Origin of the sequence: Corynebacterium pilosum DSM 20521 = CIP 103422, from assembly GCF_000373805.1 — a bacterium.
GTDB lineage: Bacteria > Actinomycetota > Actinomycetes > Mycobacteriales > Mycobacteriaceae > Corynebacterium > Corynebacterium pilosum.
Genome location: NZ_KB892450.1, coordinates 82,207 through 99,552 on the forward strand (window position 1 = coordinate 82,207; position 17,346 = coordinate 99,552).

General features: G+C 63.4%; 20 protein-coding genes. 14 read left to right on the plus strand and 6 right to left on the minus strand.

The features are described 5' to 3' along the window. Nucleotides 1–23 precede the first annotated feature (23 nt). Nucleotides 24–1,052 carry a c-type cytochrome biogenesis protein CcsB gene (gene ccsB, locus B097_RS0105630; protein WP_018581569.1) on the plus strand — a complete coding sequence of 343 codons (1,029 nt, stop codon included), beginning with the start codon at nucleotides 24–26 and terminating at the stop codon, nucleotides 1,050–1,052. Between the two features lie 358 nt (nucleotides 1,053–1,410). After that, entirely contained in the window at nucleotides 1,411–1,665 is a 255-nt protein-coding gene (locus tag B097_RS0105635) for a helix-turn-helix domain-containing protein (RefSeq protein WP_018581570.1), read from the plus strand. Nucleotides 1,666–1,678: 13 nt separating this feature from the next. Here the strand turns inward: B097_RS0105635 and B097_RS0105640 are convergent, their stop codons facing one another. Continuing rightward, nucleotides 1,679–1,963: a hypothetical protein gene (locus B097_RS0105640; protein ID WP_026254340.1), complete on the minus strand. Its 285-nt coding sequence runs from the start codon at nucleotides 1,961–1,963 to the stop codon at nucleotides 1,679–1,681. 56 nt (nucleotides 1,964–2,019) lie between these two features. On the opposite strand from B097_RS0105640, the gene B097_RS0105645 reads away from it, so the two are divergent. Further along, a complete protein-coding gene (locus tag B097_RS0105645; protein WP_018581572.1) occupies nucleotides 2,020–2,331 on the plus strand; it encodes a DUF4229 domain-containing protein in 312 nt (103 codons plus the stop codon). Nucleotides 2,332–2,334: 3 nt separating this feature from the next. On the opposite strand, the gene B097_RS0105650 is transcribed toward B097_RS0105645, so the two are convergent. Further along, complete coding sequence (locus B097_RS0105650; RefSeq protein WP_018581573.1) at nucleotides 2,335–3,270, minus strand: AEC family transporter; 936 nt, start codon at nucleotides 3,268–3,270, stop codon at nucleotides 2,335–2,337. Between the two features lie 209 nt (nucleotides 3,271–3,479). Between B097_RS0105650 and B097_RS12565 the strand changes: the two genes are divergently transcribed. Further along, nucleotides 3,480–4,586: an HNH endonuclease signature motif containing protein gene (locus tag B097_RS12565; protein ID WP_018581574.1), complete on the plus strand. Its 1,107-nt coding sequence runs from the start codon at nucleotides 3,480–3,482 to the stop codon at nucleotides 4,584–4,586. On the opposite strand, the gene B097_RS13610 is transcribed toward B097_RS12565, so the two are convergent. The 3 genes from B097_RS13610 to B097_RS0105670 are packed head-to-tail and all read right to left on the minus strand — an operon-like array spanning nucleotide 4,583 to nucleotide 7,223. Beyond that, the gene (locus B097_RS13610; RefSeq protein ID WP_018581575.1) at nucleotides 4,583–5,488 is read right to left on the minus strand and encodes a 1,4-dihydroxy-2-naphthoate polyprenyltransferase; all 906 of its coding nucleotides are present in this window, start codon (nucleotides 5,486–5,488) and stop codon (nucleotides 4,583–4,585) included. The two genes, B097_RS12565 and B097_RS13610, sit on opposite strands and share 4 nt — an antisense overlap. A gap of 3 nt (nucleotides 5,489–5,491) precedes the next feature. Next, nucleotides 5,492–6,643 (minus strand): o-succinylbenzoate--CoA ligase, encoded by a 1,152-nt coding sequence (menE, locus tag B097_RS13615; RefSeq protein WP_018581576.1) that lies wholly within the window; start codon nucleotides 6,641–6,643, stop codon nucleotides 5,492–5,494. 25 nt (nucleotides 6,644–6,668) lie between these two features. Beyond that, nucleotides 6,669–7,223 carry a hypothetical protein gene (locus B097_RS0105670; RefSeq protein ID WP_018581577.1) on the minus strand — a complete coding sequence of 185 codons (555 nt, stop codon included), beginning with the start codon at nucleotides 7,221–7,223 and terminating at the stop codon, nucleotides 6,669–6,671. Between the two features lie 137 nt (nucleotides 7,224–7,360). Here B097_RS0105670 and B097_RS0105675 point away from each other — a divergent pair, with 137 nt between their 5' ends. The 4 genes from B097_RS0105675 to B097_RS13875 all read left to right on the plus strand — a co-directional run bounded on the left by B097_RS0105675 (nucleotide 7,361) and on the right by B097_RS13875 (nucleotide 9,245). Next, a complete protein-coding gene (locus B097_RS0105675; RefSeq protein ID WP_018581578.1) occupies nucleotides 7,361–7,648 on the plus strand; it encodes a hypothetical protein in 288 nt (95 codons plus the stop codon). Continuing rightward, nucleotides 7,645–8,562: a sensor histidine kinase gene (locus B097_RS0105680; RefSeq protein WP_018581579.1), complete on the plus strand. Its 918-nt coding sequence runs from the start codon at nucleotides 7,645–7,647 to the stop codon at nucleotides 8,560–8,562. The genes B097_RS0105675 and B097_RS0105680 overlap by 4 nt, the downstream gene beginning before the upstream one ends. 93 nt (nucleotides 8,563–8,655) lie before the next feature. Continuing rightward, complete coding sequence (locus B097_RS13125; protein ID WP_026254341.1) at nucleotides 8,656–9,168, plus strand: response regulator; 513 nt, start codon at nucleotides 8,656–8,658, stop codon at nucleotides 9,166–9,168. Further along, entirely contained in the window at nucleotides 9,108–9,245 is a 138-nt protein-coding gene (locus B097_RS13875) for a response regulator transcription factor (protein WP_350339256.1), read from the plus strand. The genes B097_RS13125 and B097_RS13875 overlap by 61 nt, the downstream gene beginning before the upstream one ends. Before the next feature lie 65 nt (nucleotides 9,246–9,310). Here B097_RS13875 and B097_RS0105690 read toward each other — a convergent pair whose 3' ends face one another. Beyond that, nucleotides 9,311–10,246, minus strand: coding sequence for a 1,4-dihydroxy-2-naphthoyl-CoA synthase (locus B097_RS0105690; protein ID WP_018581580.1), 936 nt, complete (start codon nucleotides 10,244–10,246; stop codon nucleotides 9,311–9,313). A gap of 19 nt (nucleotides 10,247–10,265) precedes the next feature. Between B097_RS0105690 and B097_RS0105695 the strand changes: the two genes are divergently transcribed. The 6 genes from B097_RS0105695 to B097_RS0105720 are packed head-to-tail and all read left to right on the plus strand — an operon-like array spanning nucleotide 10,266 to nucleotide 17,346. Beyond that, nucleotides 10,266–11,216: an o-succinylbenzoate synthase gene (locus B097_RS0105695; RefSeq protein ID WP_018581581.1), complete on the plus strand. Its 951-nt coding sequence runs from the start codon at nucleotides 10,266–10,268 to the stop codon at nucleotides 11,214–11,216. Between the two features lie 10 nt (nucleotides 11,217–11,226). Next, complete coding sequence (locus B097_RS0105700; protein ID WP_018581582.1) at nucleotides 11,227–11,709, plus strand: hypothetical protein; 483 nt, start codon at nucleotides 11,227–11,229, stop codon at nucleotides 11,707–11,709. A 23-nt stretch (nucleotides 11,710–11,732) separates the two neighbouring features. Continuing rightward, nucleotides 11,733–14,054, plus strand: coding sequence for an ATP-binding cassette domain-containing protein (locus B097_RS0105705; protein ID WP_018581583.1), 2,322 nt, complete (start codon nucleotides 11,733–11,735; stop codon nucleotides 14,052–14,054). A gap of 5 nt (nucleotides 14,055–14,059) precedes the next feature. After that, complete coding sequence (gene menD / locus B097_RS0105710; RefSeq protein WP_018581584.1) at nucleotides 14,060–15,682, plus strand: 2-succinyl-5-enolpyruvyl-6-hydroxy-3-cyclohexene-1-carboxylic-acid synthase; 1,623 nt, start codon at nucleotides 14,060–14,062, stop codon at nucleotides 15,680–15,682. Next, a complete protein-coding gene (locus B097_RS0105715; RefSeq protein ID WP_018581585.1) occupies nucleotides 15,682–16,119 on the plus strand; it encodes a DUF3592 domain-containing protein in 438 nt (145 codons plus the stop codon). The genes menD and B097_RS0105715 overlap by 1 nt, the downstream gene beginning before the upstream one ends. Before the next feature lie 24 nt (nucleotides 16,120–16,143). Continuing rightward, nucleotides 16,144–17,346, plus strand: a complete 1,203-nt coding sequence (locus B097_RS0105720) for a glycosyltransferase family 4 protein (RefSeq protein WP_026254342.1) — start codon at nucleotides 16,144–16,146, stop codon at nucleotides 17,344–17,346.

Sequence of the window (17,346 nt, forward strand, 5' to 3'; positions counted from 1 at the left end):
TCGGCGGGGTAGGCTGAGGATTTATGAACGTCAATACCGACTTGGCAGAACTGTCCGATCTGTCATTTTTCACCGCCTGCATCATCTACCTTGCCGCGTTGATCGTCTCCTTGGTCTACTACGGCCGCATGCAAGGCGTCATCGACATGCGCCGCGTCCGCGACGCACAACAGGTAGAGCAGAAGCAGCTGGTCAACGTCGGCGGCGGGGGCTCGTCGACAAGCGATTTCGAAAGCTCCCATGGGCTTATCGACGAGCCCTTCGACCAAGACGAGTACGACAAGAGGGTTAAAGGCGCGCGCAAACTGGCGGGCATGACCCAGGGGCTGGTGTGGTTCGGTATCGCGCTGCACCTGGTCAGCGTGGTCACCCGTGGTATCGCGGCGGAGCGTTTCCCGCTGGGCAACATGTACGAGTACATCGCGGCCGCCACTTTGGGCACGATGGTTGTGGCGGCGATCGTCGCGCAGCGCAAGAACTGGCACACCATGTGGCCGTGGGTGCTCAGCCCCATGGTCATCCTGATGTTCATCAACTCCACCGTGCTGTGGGTTCCGGCGTCGCCGCTGCTGCCGGCGCTGCAGTCTAACTGGCTGCCGATTCACGTGTCGTCGGTGGCCGGTGGCGCGTCGATCGGCATGGTCTCCGGCGTTTTCGCCCTGCTCTACCTGCTGCGGATCTGGCAGCCCAAGGGCAAGGAACACGGCTTCTTCGGCGCCGTGGCGAAGCCGCTGCCGAGCGCAAAGACACTGGACTCGCTGACGTACAAGACCGCGATCATCACCCTGCCGGTGTTTGGTATTGGCATCCTGCTGGGCGCGGTGTGGGCCGAGGCATCCTGGGGCCGCCCGTGGGGCTGGGACCCGAAGGAGACCGTCTCCCTGATTACCTGGATCCTGTACGCTGCCTACCTGCACGCGCGCGCCACCGCCGGCTGGAAGAACTACAAGGCCGCCTGGATCAACGTGCTGGCGTTGGCCACCAACCTCTTCAACCTGTTCTTCATCAACATGGTGGTGTCCGGGCTGCACTCCTATGCGGGGTTAAACTAAAAGTTTTGACGCGGAAAGCGGGCGAGAATGGGCTATCTCGCCCGCTTTGCCGTTCTTTAGGTGACCTACGTTTGGGGGTAAATTGGTGTGGGGTAGCGGTAGCTTCTACCTTTTCGGTGAGAATAAAAATGATTTTCAGCAGGAATTCGATAGGAGGCACCTGTTGGAAATGGGTGATAATTAAGTCATATCGCCCAGTAGGTCTATTTAGCCAAACATAAAACCCTGAACTGCTGCTTTTCTCCCCAGCTTTGCGATTTTCTTCATACTGCGAACCTGTAAACTTATGACCTAGGGAATCTAAGATAGTCACAATTCCCGCACGAATCCCGCACGTTCGACTTTGAAGGAGTTCGCTATGGCTGGTCCACGAAATAAGGCCGGCAAACCAGCCAGCGAAGACCCCATCCTAATTGAGCTGGGGCAATCGCTGGCAGCCCGGCGTCGCGCCGAAGGCCGCCTGCAGCAAGAAGTCGCAGAAGCCGCAGGAGTATCGCGCTCGACGCTGCACACCATCGAACATGGTGGCGCTGGGGTCCGCTTCGAAAAGGTCGTCGCCGTCGCGCGCGCCCTCGGCCTCGAGGTCCGCTTCGCAGAAGTGGAAAAGGACTAACGACGAATAACCTTTAACCTTCCGCCTTGCCGTCTTCCGGACGGTCTTGGCGGAATTTTTTCTGCCGCTCCTCTTCCTCGCGAGCTCGGCGCTCCTGTTCCTCTTTGGCGCGGCGTTGTTTGAAGCGTTCCTTTTCAATGCTCCACAGGAAGTCCTCGTCGTCGTCCGGCCCCTTGATGGCTGGCGGTTGCTCACGGGCGCGCTGGGCGTCGATACGCGCTTGACTGCCCGGGCCGAAAGCCCGCCAGACCAGCCAGACCGCCAGCAGAAGCAAAATAATGAGGATTAAGCGTCCCATGCCCACCAGCATACTTGGTTAGGGTTTACCACTTTCGACTGACTAGGCTGGGGTGCGTGTCTACTTCCGTAAACGAGTCCGATGTCAAAGCCACCCGCTCCCGCGCCAACCGCGCAGTCGCGGTCTACGGCCTGTTGCGCGTCTTGTTGTTCGTCGTGCTCACCGCGATCATCCAGGTCGTGGCGCTGCTTATCGACGCCCCCGTCCCCCTCGTCATGTCCGCCCTCCTGGCGCTGATCGTGGCCTTCCCGCTATCGATGTTGGTGTTCCGCCGCCAACGTCTCGAAGCCACTGAGGCCGTGGCGGCCTGGTCGGCGCAGCGCCGCGAGAAGAAGGAATGGGTCGCCCGCGAGCTTTCGGAACGCTAAAAACTAGTTACCGAATAGAAGGGCGATCAGGATCATCGCGGGCATCGCCAGGAACGTGGTGAGAAAGACGGTATCGCGCGCCACGATCTCCCCGCGCTGGTATGTGGCCGCATAGTTGTACACGTTCTGGGCCGTCGGCAGCGCTGCGAGGATCACGCCGGCGTAGAGAAGGTCCGTCGGCAAGCCCATCGCCCACCCCGTGGCAAAAGCGATGATCGGCATGATGATCAGTTTCAGCGTCGTCGCGGTGATCACCGCGGGGCGGTCGGGTTTGTGGTCCAGCACCGTGCCGCCGTGCAGGGAAGCGCCGAAACTCATCAGGATCATCGGAATGGACGCGCCTCCGAGCAGCTCAATCGGCGCCATGACCGGCTGCGGCACCGTGATCCCCAGCCACGCCACGATCACGCCGAGCAGCGGCGCGATCACCACCGGCGACGTCACCCCGGAGCGTATAGCGTCCACGATTTTTCCAGAGCGCGAGCGTGACGACGATTCGTCGACCGTCAACCCTGCGATCACAAAGGGTGTGAACACCACCATCTGCAGCACCAACACCGGGATGACCCAGGTGGCGTCGCCGATGACGTAGATGGAGATCGGCAACCCAATATTCACGGAGTTGAAGTAGCTGGCCGAGGCCGCGCCAGCGGTGGTCGTCGGAACGTCCTGCCGAAAGAAGGCCGCCGACAGTGCCCAGTAGATCGCGGCGGTGGCCACCGTGGAGATCAGCACCACCAGCACCACCGGCGAGAAGAAGGTGGACACGTCCGAGCCCGCCACCGAAGAAAACAGCAGCGCCGGCGTGGCCGCGTAGAAGGCGACCTTGTTGAACATCAGGCGCTGCTTGCCCGGCCCGATCACGCCTTTGCGCGCGAGGAAGTAGCCGGTAGCGATCACCGCGAAAATTATTGCGAAGCCCGTAATCACATCCAGCATGTGTCGCTTCCTCTCTGTGTCGACTCTTCCAAGCAGTATCCCAGCATCCCGCCGCGGTAGGCAACGCCACTAGCACATAACGCAACAACGCCGCGAAAGTTATCCACAATCCGCGGTTTCATCCACTCTAGTGTGCAAAGCGCGCGAGTTATCCACAGATTTCCATTCCGCCCCCGCGCACGTGCTCGCGCTGTCTTATCGTCGAAGCCATGGACGCATTCGAAGCTTTTGCAGCGCAGTGGCGCGGCGGCATGGCTGTCATTGAGGCAGCTCACGGCCGCAGCGTCATCGACCTGTGCCGCAGTGGCATCGACCGGACCTTGGCCAAGCAGATCGAGAAGCTGGGCAAAGTCTATTGTGGCCCCACCCAGTCCACGCGGAAGCAGGCGAACGCCCGCACGGCCGGCCGCGACAACCAGCACACTATTAATACGTTGCTGGAGATTGAACGCCTCGTCGGCAAGCTTGACGACGATAAGCACGCCTGGCCGATGCGCCTGGCCCTGGTCCGGGAGCCTGCCGACATCCGTGGCCTGCATGCGCGTGCCGACGAGCTCCTCGCCGGCTATAACGCGCCCACCAAGCCGAACCCGGAGATGAAGCTGGGGCACAAGGCGGTGCCTGATTCGACGCTCACCGACGTGTCCGTGCGCGGGCCTGCCCACCTGGCGAAGGCGGCGTTGGATCGGGCGCATGCGCTTGCCGACGAAACCGGCGTGGATCCTGCCGAGGCGTTTTTGCAGCTGGCCGCCTCTGATTCTGCGGGCGGGGGACCGGTGCTGGATCCGGCGATCATCATCCCGCTCAATGAGGAGGTTGCCGGCTGGGAAGAGATGGGGCTGGATGAGGTCCGCCTGTCGATGACGAACGGCACCACCATGACGGGCGCCGATTTCGTCCGTGCCCACCTTTCGGCCCAGGGCTACGCGCTGCTGGTGGACCCGATCAGCGGGGAAGATCTAGAACTGTACCGGCTTTCCGACGAGGCCCGCTTCGCCACCGTCAAACAAAGGCTGCGCCAGCGACTGAAAACACCGGTGTGCGCGTGGCCCGGCTGCGGACGGCCCGCCGACGAATCCCAGATGCACCACATCACGGCCTTTAAACACGGCGGGAAGTCGGAGATGAAGAACTTCACTTGCCTGTGCGAGTTCCACAACGGGCGTAACGACGATGACCGTGACCGGCCGCGTTATGGGCACATCGACAAGATTGATGGCCTGGATTATTGGATGCCGGCGTTCGGCGGTAAGCCGGTGTTGAACAATCATCCCGCGGCGAAGGGCGGGGCGATCAGGTTGGTGCGCGGCGGTTAGCCGAGCGCGCCGAAGAACAGGGCCACCGTGGTTGCGATGGCCCACACAAGCATGGCCTTACCGTTGATGCCGAGCACTGGGATGAGGTCTTTTCCGCGCGCGCCTCTCAATACGGTAATGGCCCCGTGCAGGGCGAGGGGGAGCGCGATGAGCCCGATCAGTGTCGGTAGGTAGGCCGCGGCGATGAACAGCGTCATCACAAAGGGCACGAGCGACAGGATGGCGAAGAGGCGACGGGCGTTGGTGTCGCCAAGCCGCACCGCCAAGGTCATTTTGCCGGTGGCGGAGTCGGAGGGGATGTCGCGGATATTATTGGCCATGTTCACGCTCGCGGAGATCGACCCGGTGCCCACCGCCGCGGCCACTCCGACCCAGCTGATCGCCCCGGCCTGCGTGTACTCGGTACCCAGCACCGCGACGAGTCCGAAGAAGACGAACACGGCGACCTCACCAAGGCCCCGGTAGCCGTAGGGGTTTTTACCGCCGGTGTAAAACCACGCCCCTGCGATGCACACCGCCCCGACGAGGATGAACCACCACGCCGACCACAACGACAAGAGAATGCCCGCCACCGCGGCCACACCAAAACTTAAGAAGGCGGCGCGTTTCACAGCCTGCGGGTCGGCAAGCCCGGAGCCGGTCAGGCGAGTTGGTCCGGTGCGGTCGTCGTCGGTGCCGCGGATGCCATCGGAGTAGTCGTTCGAAAAGTTCACGCCGATGATCAGCGCCCACGCCACCACCAACGCCAGGAGGGCCCGCCCAAAGTGCGCCCCGCCGGCAAAGGCGGCAGCGCCCGTGCCGACGATCACCGGTGCCCACGCATTCGCCCACGTGTGGGGGCGCGCAGCCTCCCACCAATCGCGACGCGTTGCCGAATAGGAGGCCGAACTGGAGGTAGTCATGCATTACATCCTAAACAGGCCCGCAACTTTCCGACGATCCACCTTCCCCGGCCCAATCAGCGGCATCTGATCCACATGCAGAATCTCCTTCGGCACCTGCCACCGCGGCAATTCCTCAAAGGCCTCCAGCAGATCGGTCCGCGAAGCCGTTCCCGAATATGCGGTGACGATGCGCTGCCCCAACCGGTCATCCGGCACACCAACCACGCACGCGGCGTCCACGCCCTCGAGGGCCAGCATGTGCTTTTCGACGACCTCTGGGTGCAGTTTCAAACCGCCGGAGTCGATGATGGTGTCCAGCCGCCCCGTAACCAGCAGTTGATCGTCGACAAGCGAACCGGCGTCCGACGTGGCAAACCAGCCCTTGCGGGCAAACGCCTCGTGTTCGGGGAGGTTGCGGTAGCCGTGGGCGATCATGGGGCCGCCGAGGTGGATCCGATTGTTGTCGTCTTCCGCCAGCCTGACCTGCGCGCCTGCGATGGGGCGGCCGTTGTACACGCAGCCGCCGGAGGTTTCGCTGGAGCCATACGTGGTGACCACGCGGATGCGCAGGTCCTCGGCCGCGCGCAGTAGCTTCGGGCTGGTGGCGGCGCCGCCGACGAGGACCCCGTGGAAAAGTCGTAGCGCCTCGATGCCTTCGAGGGTGCGCATCGCCTTATCTAGCTGCATGGGTGTGAGCGAGGTGTAGCAGCGATCGCCGGTCTCGTGGAGTTCGCGGGAAAGGGCAGCAAATTCGGTGATGTCGAAGCCGCCGGTGAGGTCGCAGGCGGCGGGCTCGACCCCGGCGATGAGGCTGCGGATCAGCACCTGCAGGCCGGCGATGTGGTGGGCGGGCATCGCAAGGAGCCATTGCCCGGGCCCGCCGAGGAACTGGTGCGTGGCATCCGCGCTGGAGACCAGGTTGGCGGCGGTGAGCTGCGCGCCCTTCGGCGTGCCCGTCGACCCGGACGTGGACACCACCAGGGCGATCGCCGCGTCGATATCGTGGCCAGCGCGCTGCGAAGCCTTCAACACCTGCGTGCGCGCCGGGTCCTCCGCGGGGACGGGCAGCAGGCTGCGTTCCCCGGCGATGGCCTGCTCTAGATCGGGGAGCACGGCGGTCGGGTCCGCAAGGCTGACGGGCAGGGTTTCCAGAACATGCGACGATCGATTCACACCCGATAACCTTAGCCGGGCTGATTTACTGGCCCAGTTTGTCCACGCTATCGGGCAGCTGAGTGAACGTCGGCACGCGCTCTTGCTGCGCATCCACAGCAACCAGGGTGCGCTGGATCAGCACCGAGGGATCGTCGAAACGCGTACCCGTCCCGTCCAGCTTGTACCAGGTGAACAAGGTGGTGGAGACCATGTCGCGCTCATCGTCGTTGAAGCGCGTGATCAGGCGCGCCTCGGCATGGGTGTCGCTTGCGTGATCGATTGCGCTTAACGACGACACCTGCCCCGCATCCACCGGCACCGGTTCTTTGAGCCCGGTGAAGATCGTTTCGAAAGGCACCCGTCCGTCGAGCACCCATGTATAGGTGGCGACGTTCTGGTAGAAGCCGTGGGTGGGTTCGTCGGCACGCAATAGCATCACGCCGGACTGCTCGGGTGGCACGCCCTGGGTGAGTTCGGTGACGTCGCTCCACCCGTCGGGAAGCTCCCAGAACATGTCCGCGCTGCCGAAGCCGTAGGGGGAAATGCCGGTCACGGCGATGGCGTGGTTGTTGAGTCTGTCGGCGAGGAAATCGGTCATGGGCACCAAGCGTAGCGGGTGGGTTGGGGGAGGGGTGGCCACCTGGCCACTTTTCACGCCGGGGCCTACGTCTGACCCGAAGAAGCCTTTAGCCTAAAGGGCGAGTGTGAAGTGGTACGGAAGGTAGGGTTGTTGACATGGCTTTCGCGGATTTTAAGACGAAGAACTTAGTTCTGCTGCTCGTTGTGTTGGTTGTTGCCTACGTCGCCGGCATTGCGTTCCAGCACGAGTCATTATCCATCGTGGCTTCTATCATGCTGTCAGGATGTTTGGCCATCTTTGGGTCGGTCTATTTGGCGCGAGGGTTTCGCAAAAAGGGGATTGGCAACGTCAATATCCTGGTCGTGATTAACTTCGTGTTAACTACGTTTTTGGTGTACTTCCTGCTAAGAGTTGTGGCCGACTTAGTGGTTCAGGCGTTGTGATCCCAGTGACTTTGTGCAGTGGGCGCGGTGAGTTTCTTCTTTCACTTGCCATCGTCGCTCTTTGCTGGTGGATCTGGCCAGGCCAATTTGCTTTTGTTTGGGCTGGAGGCCTTGTCATTGCATGGGCGATGATTATTACACCAGGCTATCCCCCTCTGGGGAATGTCTTCCTCCTGGCAGTGGTTGTGGCATTATTTTCTGAAGGCTCACCACTTGCCTTGATTACGATGTCGCTGGGGTTCATCCTCGTCGAAGTATTCGTGGCAAACCGGGAGTGGAAAGCTGCGGGTGCGGCGGCTACTATGCTCGCCGTATTTTTTCTTTTAGGGGAGTTTTCTTGCGGCGTGGTAGGCAGCACCGAGATTGCAGTGGGTGCCGTCGCGGCAGGTTGCGGGGTTGCTTCTCTGGTGGGGGTGCTGCAAGCACGTTGTTTGCAGCTGTCGGTGCGGATGGCTGCGACAACCACTGCAGCAGAAACGAGTGTGCGCCTCAAAATCGCGCGTGAATTGCATATGGGGGTCGGTGATAGTTTGACCCGCTTGGTGGTGGCTGCAGAAGATGCCCACCCTGACGTTGCTCGGGAAGCACGGCGAGCTGCCTTGCGATTGCGAGAAACGTTGCGGGACCTGAAAACTCCGACACCGATGCACTCAACCACCGATCTCGTTGTTGAGGTTCGGGAGGGCGTTGCAAGCCTGAGAAAAGCAGAGCTGCACGTCTCTACGCAGGGAATCAACGGGCGGTGCGACGTCAATCCCCTTGTTGCGGTGGTAGCTCGTGAACTTCTTACCAACGCTGTGAAGTATGCGGAATCAGAAGCTCAGATCACCTTAGAGACGACGAGTGCGGGCGGCGTGCTTCTAGTCTGTAATGATGTCAAAACGCCGAGGCCGGCAGAACTACAAGGGGGTTAGCGTTGGAAGCAGGCGCACGTCTTTACTTTCGAGAAGCTAATGGGATGGCGGTGGCGGCATTGGAATTCCCATGGCACGACAGTAAGGCTCGAGATGGTGCATTTTTTGGTGCTTGACGACGATGAAGCCGTCGCCCGTTGGGTTATGGAGCTTGCTTCCCGACGTCTAGGGGTGGAGGCCTGCTTTCACACCTCGGGCAGCGAAGCACTGAGAGCGATCGAAACGCAGCCAGTCAGAGCGATCATGTGCGACGTGCGGATGCCCGAAATGTCAGGGATTGAGTTCACGCGCACGGTGGCAGCAAGCGATGATCCTCCGACCATCGTCGGAATGACATCGTTTGATGAAGATTTCAACCTGATTGAAATGCTCAGGGCTGGCGCATCGGGGATGGTCCTGAAGACAGGGCCGCAGGAGCATATCGTGGCAGAGGGTTCATTTCGCCAGAATTGGCGCCACGACTGGGAAAATTCCTCATTCCAGCCATTGAGCCACAGTGCCGACGCGTACTTTCTGAACGGGAACAGGAAATACTGGGCCTGGTTATTGCTGGCGAATCGAATACACGCATCGCGCGCAAGCTACACATCTCGGTGTCCACCGTGAAGAAGCATCTGGTGGAACTATTTCGGGTGTTCGAGGTAGAAAGCAGAGTGCAGTTAGTCGTCGCAGCACAACGCTGATCTCCAACCGGAATCGGTTGGAGATCAGCGTCCACAGCGAAACGCTCCGATTCTTATGAAGCCGGCTAGTAGTAGAAGGGGAACTCCTCCCAGTTGGGATCGCGCTTTTCCAAAAACGCCTCCTTGCCCTCGACGGCTTCGTCGGTCATGTACGCCAGGCGGGTGGCCTCACCGGCGAAGACTTGCTGGCCCATCAGGCCATCGTCGACAAGGTTGAAAGCGAACTTGAGCATGCGCTGCGCGGTGGGGGATTTGCCGTTGATCTCACGCGCCACCTGGATCGCTTCGGCCTCGAGCTCGCCGTGGTCGGCCACGATATTGACGGCACCCATGCGGTACATATCGTCGGCCGTGTAGGTCCGGCCCAGGAAGAAGATCTCGCGAGCAAATTTCTGGCCGACCATCTTCGCCAGGTAGGCGCTGCCGTAGCCCGCGTCGAAGGAGCCGACGTCGGCGTCGGTCTGCTTGAAGCGGGCTTCCTGGCGGGAGGCAATGGTCATATCGCACACCACGTGCAGGGAGTGGCCGCCGCCAGCCGCCCAGCCGTTGACCACGGCGATGACCACTTTGGGCATGGTGCGGATCAGACGCTGCACCTCAAGGATGTGCAGGCGGCCGCCCTCGGCCTTGGCGCGGGCCTCGTCCACCGCAGAATCGTCGTCGGCGGTGGCGTACTGGTAGCCAGAGCGGCCGCGGATGCGCTGGTCGCCGCCGGAGCAGAAACCCCAGCCGCCGTCTTTTTCGGAGGGCCCGTTGCCCGTCAGCAGCACAACGCCCACGGAGGGGTCGCGCCGGGCGTGGTCGAGGGCCCGGTACAGTTCGTCGACGGTGTGGGGGCGAAACGCGTTGCGTACTTCGGGGCGGTCGAAGGCAATGCGGACGATGCCGTCGGCGCGCGAGGAGCCCACGTGGCGGTGGTACGTAATGTCCGTTAGTTCGGCGAAGCTGTCGACCACCTTCCACTGCGAAGGGTCAAAGGGTTGCTCGGTGGAGTAGCTCATAGGGCCTAAGCTTATCTGCATGGTTGACGTTGATGAGATTTTGGAGCGCGCCCACGTTGTATCACTGCCGATGGCGGTGCGGTTCCGCGGGGTTGATCGTCGTGAAGCACTGCTCATCGACGGCCCCGCCGGCTGGGGCGAATTTTCCCCCTTCCTGGAGTACGGGCCGGCCGAGGCCAGCGCCTGGCTCGCGGCGGGCGTGGAGGTCGCGTTCGAGGGTTTGCCGGAGGCGCGCGGATCGGTCGAGGTCAACGGCACGATCCCAGCAGTCGACGCGGCGCGCGTCCCCGAGGTCATGGCGCGCTACCCGGGCGTGCGCACGTTTAAGGTGAAGGTGGCGGAGGCCGGGCAGACGCTTAACGACGACATCGCGCGCGTCTCCGCTGTACGCAAGACCATGCCGGATGCCGTGATCCGGGTGGACGCGAATCGGGGCTGGACCGTGGACCAGGCAGTAGAGGCCGCCGCCACGCTGGGAGAGCTCGAATATATGGAGCAGCCGTGCGCCACCGTGGAGGAGCTGGCGCGATTGCGCGGACTCGTCGATACGCCGATCGCCGCCGACGAGTCAATCCGCAAAGCCGAGGACCCCTACCGCGTCGCCGAATATGAGGCCGCCGACGTGGCCGTGGTGAAGGTGGCGCCGCTGGGTGGGGTGCGCCGGCTGGTGGAGATTTCGCGCCGGCTGGATCTGGCGTTGACGGTGGCCAGTGCTTTGGACACGGCGGTGGGGATCCACGCTGGTCTGGTGGCGGCGCAGCTGACGGGCTCGCGGGCGGCGGGCCTGGCGACGCAGCGCCTCTTCGCCGAGGACGTGGTGGATCCGGGGGAGCTTGTCGACGGGCGCCTGACCATCTCGCCTGTCCAGCCCGATCCGGCGCGGCTGCATGAACTGCGGGCGGCGCCTGATCGCAAAGATTGGTGGTTCCAGCGGGTGCGCGAGGCCCACGCGTGCTTGATTGCGCGGTAAAGTGGCGCCCATGGATGACCAGACACGCCAGTTCGGACGACCTGAAGACGATCGACCGCACCAGCAGTTCCCGCAGCGCTACTCTGAGCCGAGTTACGGGCAGGGCTATGAGCCTTACGACGAGCCCTACCGCCCTGACCAGCGCAGCTATCAGCCGGAGCCGGAGAAGAAGTCCGACACCGGCATGATCGTGTTGGGCATCGTGGCGGTCTTGGCGGTGCTGGCGACCATCGTGTTGTTCTTTATGTGGCGGGGCGCGGCGCAGGAAGCGAACCAGCCGCCACCACCACCGGTCACCGTCACCCAGACGGAGACTACGACGGAGGACGCGCCGCTGATCCCGCGTGACATTCTGCCACGCGATGACCAGGGTAATCCGCAGCTGCCAAGCGAGATCCCCACGACGATCCCGCCTGAGGTGTCCGAGGGCGCCCAGGACGCGCAGGAGTGGTTGGACGGTCTGCTCACCGACTTGGAGAACGCGCTGCAGTAATCCGCACGCGTACGGTGGGACGCATGCATGATGCGACGAATGGTTTCATTGAGGTCCGCGACGCCCACCTGCACAACCTGAAGCACGTTGATGTGCGCATTCCCCGTGGGCAGCTGGTGGCTGTCACGGGGATTTCTGGTTCGGGGAAGTCGTCGTTGGCGTTTGGCACGATTCATGGTGAGGCGCAGCGGCGCTATTTTGAGTCGGTGGCGCCTTTCGCCCGCCGCCTGATCGCAGGTGCGACGGATCCGCAGGTGGAGGCGGTGAAGGGGTTGCCGCCGTCGGTGGCGTTGGAGCAGAACAGGGCGCAGCCGAATGCGCGCTCGTCGGTGGGGACGGTCTCGTCGATGTCGAATCTGGTGCGCCTGCTGTTTTCCCGCGCCGGCGATTACCCGAAAGCCCAGGAACATCTGGACGCGGAGTGCTTTTCCCCGAATACTACGAGTGGCATGTGCCCGACGTGCCAGGGCACGGGTGTGGTGCATGAGCCGACGGAGGCGTCGATGGTGCCGGACCCGAGCAAATCGATCGACGAGGGCGCGATTGAGGCGTGGCCCGGCGCGTGGGCGGGGAAGAATTTTCACGATATTTTGGCCACGTTGGGCGTCGATATGCACAGCCCATGGCGCGATCTTCCGCAGGACACGCGCGAGTGGATTTTGTATACGGAGGAGCGTCCGATCGTGACGGTGCATCCGGTGCGGTCCGCTGAGCAGGTGGAGAAGACGTATCAGGGGCAGTGGCGCAGTGTGGCTAGCTACCTGAATCACACGTTGTCCACGACGGAGTCGGATACTTTGCGCGCCCGCACGTTGCGTTTCATGGAGACACATCAGTGCCCGACGTGCGATGGCCGCCGCCTGAATCAGGCCGCGCTGACGGTCACGTTTCGCGGGGTGCCGATCGACGAGTTCAACGCGCTGGAGCTTTCGCGTATCGACGATCTGCTCGGCGAGCCGCGCACTGAGGCGGAACGCCTGCTGATCGGCCAGCTGCGCCCAATCCTCACGTCTGCCGTGGAGCTGGGGTTGGGCCACCTCACGTTGGATCGAGCCTCAAGCACCCTATCTGCGGGCGAGCTGCAGCGTCTGCGCCTAGCCAGCCAGCTGCGCACCGGTTTATTCGGCGTGACGTATGTGTTGGATGAGCCTTCGGCCGGCCTGCACGTTCGCGAGCGCCAGGCGGTGATCGGGATTGTGCGCCGCCTCCTGGACTCCGGCAATTCGGTGCTGCTGGTGGAGCATGACATGGATTTGGTCCGCCAGTGCGATTGGATCGTCGACGTGGGCCCCGGAGCCGGCGAGGGCGGCGGTGAGATTTTGTATTCGGGCCCGCTGGACGGGTTTGTCGTCGATACGCCTACCCGGCGCGCGCTGGATGCCACGTTGTCGCTTAACGACGAGGCCCCCGCCCCGGAGCACGTGCTGGAGCTGGAGGGGATCACGGTGCGCACTTTGAGGGGCGTGGATGTGGAGATCCCGCTGGGCCAGTTCACGGCGGTGGCGGGGTTGTCGGGCACGGGTAAGTCGACGCTGGTCAGTGGGGTGTTGCCGGCGCTTTTGGGCGAGGAGTCTGAGCTGGAGTTCGAGGGCTCTGTGCGCGGTGCGGAGCATGTCGATCGCACCGTTGTGATCACGCAGAAGCCGATTGGCCGGAACGCGCGCTCCACGCTGTCGACCTATACGGGCCTGTTCGATCATGTGCGGAAGCTTTTCGCGTCGACGCCGGAGGCGAAGAAGCGCGGCTGGACGGTGAGCCGTTTCTCCTACAACGTCAAGCAGGGCCAGTGCCCGACGTGCCAGGGCGAGGGCCAGATTGAGGTGGAGCTGATTTTCCTGCCCGGCAGCTATACGCAGTGCCCGGATTGTCGTGGGAAGCGCTATAACGAGGAGACGCTGGAGGTCACGTGGAATGGCCACACCGTCGCCGACATCTTGCACCTGACCGTCGATGAGGCCCGCGAGGTCTTTGCTGAGGAGCAGAAGATCGATAGGTCGCTGCGCGCGCTCCAAGCCATTGGCCTGGGCTACCTGCGTCTAGGGCAGGGCGCCCCGGAGCTGTCCGGTGGTGAGGCCCAGCGCATCAAGCTGGCCACCGAGTTGCAGCGCACCTCCCGCGGCCACACCCTCTATATTCTGGATGAGCCCACCACGGGCCTGCACCCGGCCGATACGGAGAAGTTGATCGCGGAGCTGCGCCGGCTCGTCGAGAAGCGAAACACGGTGGTCGTCGTGGAGCACAACCTGGCGGTGCTGGCCCAGGCCGACCGCCTCATCCAGCTGGGTGAGGAGATCACGGTGGGGACCCCGGCCGAAAGTGCGGACCTTTTTGCCTCTGTAAACTAAGGCGCATGTCTGAATCGCTCGCACTGGCCACTGCAGTCGTCGGCACGATCGCCGATCATGTCACCGACGTGGTGATCTGCCCCGGATCCCGCAACTCCCCGCTGGTCTACGCGCTGCTGGCGCGCCGGGATCTGCGCGTGCATGTGCGTATCGACGAACGTTCCGCCGCCTTTACCGCGCTGGGCATTGCGCGGGTGCAGCGCCGCCATGTCGCCGTGGTGATGACCAGCGGTACCGCGGTGGCGAATTGCCTGCCGTCGGTGGTGGAGGCGCACATGTCGCACACTCCGCTGCTGATCGTGAGCGCTGATCGGCCCGCGCGCCTGCTAGGTACCGGCGCTTCGCAGACGATCTGGCAGGAGGGCATTTTCGGCCGCTATGCCGCCACCCAGTCCGTTTCTGAGCCGGCGGATGTTGAGCGTCTCGATTTTTCCGCCGACCAGGTTCACATCAACGTCGCCCTGGATACCCCGCTTGTGCCCGATCAACTTCCACAGCCAACTGGTACAGCGGGGCGCCTGGTGGGGCCGGGCAGGTTGTCGTCGATAAGCGAACGCGTGGACCACGGCGAAGTCGAGCTTGACCTGGACAAAGATACCCTGGTCATCGCCGGTGATGAGGCGTGGGAGGTGCCGGGGCTGGAGCACGTGCCGACGATCGCCGAGCCGACCGCCCCCACCCCGTTTCATCAGGTGCACCCGCTGGCCGCGCGCTTCTTCGCGCAGAGTGCGGTGGAAATTAGTCACGATGGTGGCGATTTTGCGGCGCGCACGAAGCCGGAACAGGTGGTCGTCGTGGGGCATCCGACGCTGCACCGCGACGTGATGGCGCTGCTGGCCGACCCCGAGATCGACGTGATTGGCCTGTCGCGCACCGAGACCTTCACGGGCCAGCCGGATCGGCGCGGCACCCGGGTGAAAACCACTGGCCAGCCTAGCGATACCTGGCTGAAGGTGTGCGAAGCTGCCGGTGACGTGGGCGCGCAGACCGTGCGTGATGCGCTTGCCGACGAGGCCTACGGTTTTACCGGCCTGCACGTGGCCGCCGCCGTGGCCGACACTCTGGGCGTGGGGGACTCGCTGGTGCTGGGCAGCTCGAACCCGGTGCGCGACGCTAGCTTCGTCGGCCTGCCCTTCGACGGCGTCTCCACGTACTCCGCGCGCGGTGCCGCCGGCATCGACGGCACCATCTCCCAAGCCGTCGGTGTTGCCCTGGCGACCCAGGCGCTGCACCCCGACGAGATCCGCGCCCCGCGCACCGTGGCCCTGATGGGGGACCTGACCTTCCTGCACGACATCAACGGGCTGCTCATCGGCCCCGACGAACCGCGCCCTGGCAACCTCACCATCGTCGTAGCGAACGACGACGGCGGCGGCATCTTCGAAACCCTCGAAGTCGGCGCAGATCCTGTCCGCGACGCCTTCGAACGCGGCTTCGGCACCCCGCACGAGGCCGATATCGAGGCCCTCGCCGCGGGCTATAACGTGGACTACCTGCGCGCCGACAGCCTGCGCGAACTGCTCGAACACCTGATGGCCGTTGACGAAGCCCCCGCCCCGATCACCGTGATCGAGGCCCGCACCCAACGCGATACCCGCCGCAGCCTGGCCGAAAGGCTGAATAAGTAATGATGCGCCGCCGCCTCCACCAGCTGATCCTCCTGCTCTACGCAGCGGCGATGATCGGCGCTGCAGCCATGGTGGTGGGCCCGGCGATCAACGACGCCATCATCATGAGCGACCCCGGCCGCGGCATGGCCACCGTCACCGGTGTCAGCCCGATCCGCACCGCCGTCGACTACCAGGATGAAAACGGCCGCTACCACTCGCCACCGACCGGCCTGCTCTACCCGTCCGGGCTGGGGGAGGGCCAACAGGTCTGGGTCACCTACGCGAAGAGCGACCCGGACCTCGTCAAAGTGGAGGGCCGCATGTGGACCCTTTCGCTCATTCCGGCGTTCAGCGTTGCGGTGGTCTCCACTCTTATCGCTGTGCTGGCGTGGGTCGGCGTCGATAAGCTGGGGAAGAGTTCACCTAGAGTTACCCGCAGGTCAAGAAAACGTTAGTGTGCCTAGGAGATGATGGCCGTTATGCGAGTAGGAATCGTTGCCGAATCTTTCCTCCCAAACATCAACGGGGTGACCAACTCCGTCCTGCGAGTCCTGGAACACCTCAAGGAACACGGCCATGACGCGATGGTCGTCGCGCCGGGCGCCCGCGATTTTGAGGAAGAGGTTCCCGATTACCTCGGCTCTCCTATCGTGCGTGTGCCGACGGTCCGCCTCCCGCTTGTCGACTCCCTCCCGATCGGCGTGCCCACCTTAGCTGTCAACGAATCCCTGGCCGCGTTCAAACCCGATGTCGTCCACTTGGCCAGCCCCTTCGTCCTCGGCGGCGCCGGGGCCGTTGCCGCACGCCAACTTCGGCTGCCCGCCGTGGCGCTCTATCAGACCGACGTTGCAGGCTTTGCGACGAAGTACCACTTCACAGCGCTCTCCAACGCGGCATGGGAATGGACCCGCACACTACACAACATGACAGAACTGACCCTGGCGCCCTCGTCGATGGCTATCCAGGAACTGCAAAGCCACGGCATCAACAACATCCACCACTGGGGCCGCGGGGTGGACACGGAGCTGTTCCAGCCGCAGAAGCGTTCGTCGGTACTGCGCCGCCAGTGGGACCGCACCGGCCGCAAGCACATCGTCGGATTCGTCGGCAGGCTGGCCGCGGAGAAGTCCGTTTCTCGGCTGCGTCCGCTGGTGGGTCGTCGTGACGTGCAACTGGTCATCGTCGGCGACGGGCCCGAGCGGGAGAACCTGGAGCGCGAACTGCCCGGCGCCGTGTTCACGGGCGCGCTGACCGGGGAGGACCTAGCGCGTGCCTACGCCAGCCTGGACCTCTTCGTGCACACGGGCGAATTTGAGACTTTCTGTCAGGCGATTCAGGAGGCGCAGGCTTCGGGCGTGCCGACGATCGGGCCGCGCGCCGGCGGTCCTGTGGATTTGGTCCAGGAACGCTACAACGGGCTGCTGCTCGACGTGGGCACCTTCGAACGCGAACTCCCCACCGCCGCCGAGTGGCTCCTAGACACCAGCCGTCACGATCACCTGCGCCGCAACGCGCGGGCCTCCGTGGAGGATAAGACGTGGTCGGCGCTGGGCGATCAGCTGTTGGGCTACTACGAAGACGCGATCGAATCCTTTGAAACGCGCAGCCCGCAACCGTTTATCGGGCTGCCGGAACTGCCTGCGTGGGCTGCCCGTGCGCTGGGTTCCCGCGACGTCGCGTAG

What these genes read in the sequence shown, in the direction of transcription:
- ccsB (WP_018581569.1), top strand. Translation starts at nt 24, where the DNA reads ATGAACGTCAATACCGACTTGGCAGAACTGTCCGATCTGTCATTTTTC.
- B097_RS0105635 (WP_018581570.1), top strand. Translation starts at nt 1,411, where the DNA reads ATGGCTGGTCCACGAAATAAGGCCGGCAAACCAGCCAGCGAAGACCCC.
- B097_RS0105640 (WP_026254340.1), bottom strand. Translation starts at nt 1,963, where the DNA reads ATGGGACGCTTAATCCTCATTATTTTGCTTCTGCTGGCGGTCTGGCTG.
- B097_RS0105650 (WP_018581573.1), bottom strand. Translation starts at nt 3,270, where the DNA reads ATGCTGGATGTGATTACGGGCTTCGCAATAATTTTCGCGGTGATCGCT.
- B097_RS12565 (WP_018581574.1), top strand. Translation starts at nt 3,480, where the DNA reads ATGGACGCATTCGAAGCTTTTGCAGCGCAGTGGCGCGGCGGCATGGCT.
- B097_RS13610 (WP_018581575.1), bottom strand. Translation starts at nt 5,488, where the DNA reads ATGACTACCTCCAGTTCGGCCTCCTATTCGGCAACGCGTCGCGATTGG.
- B097_RS0105670 (WP_018581577.1), bottom strand. Translation starts at nt 7,223, where the DNA reads ATGACCGATTTCCTCGCCGACAGACTCAACAACCACGCCATCGCCGTG.
- B097_RS0105675 (WP_018581578.1), top strand. Translation starts at nt 7,361, where the DNA reads ATGGCTTTCGCGGATTTTAAGACGAAGAACTTAGTTCTGCTGCTCGTT.
- B097_RS13125 (WP_026254341.1), top strand. Translation starts at nt 8,656, where the DNA reads ATGGTGCATTTTTTGGTGCTTGACGACGATGAAGCCGTCGCCCGTTGG.
- B097_RS0105690 (WP_018581580.1), bottom strand. Translation starts at nt 10,246, where the DNA reads ATGAGCTACTCCACCGAGCAACCCTTTGACCCTTCGCAGTGGAAGGTG.
- B097_RS0105695 (WP_018581581.1), top strand. Translation starts at nt 10,266, where the DNA reads ATGGTTGACGTTGATGAGATTTTGGAGCGCGCCCACGTTGTATCACTG.
- B097_RS0105700 (WP_018581582.1), top strand. Translation starts at nt 11,227, where the DNA reads ATGGATGACCAGACACGCCAGTTCGGACGACCTGAAGACGATCGACCG.
- B097_RS0105705 (WP_018581583.1), top strand. Translation starts at nt 11,733, where the DNA reads ATGCATGATGCGACGAATGGTTTCATTGAGGTCCGCGACGCCCACCTG.
- menD (WP_018581584.1), top strand. Translation starts at nt 14,060, where the DNA reads ATGTCTGAATCGCTCGCACTGGCCACTGCAGTCGTCGGCACGATCGCC.
- B097_RS0105715 (WP_018581585.1), top strand. Translation starts at nt 15,682, where the DNA reads ATGATGCGCCGCCGCCTCCACCAGCTGATCCTCCTGCTCTACGCAGCG.
- B097_RS0105720 (WP_026254342.1), top strand. Translation starts at nt 16,144, where the DNA reads ATGCGAGTAGGAATCGTTGCCGAATCTTTCCTCCCAAACATCAACGGG.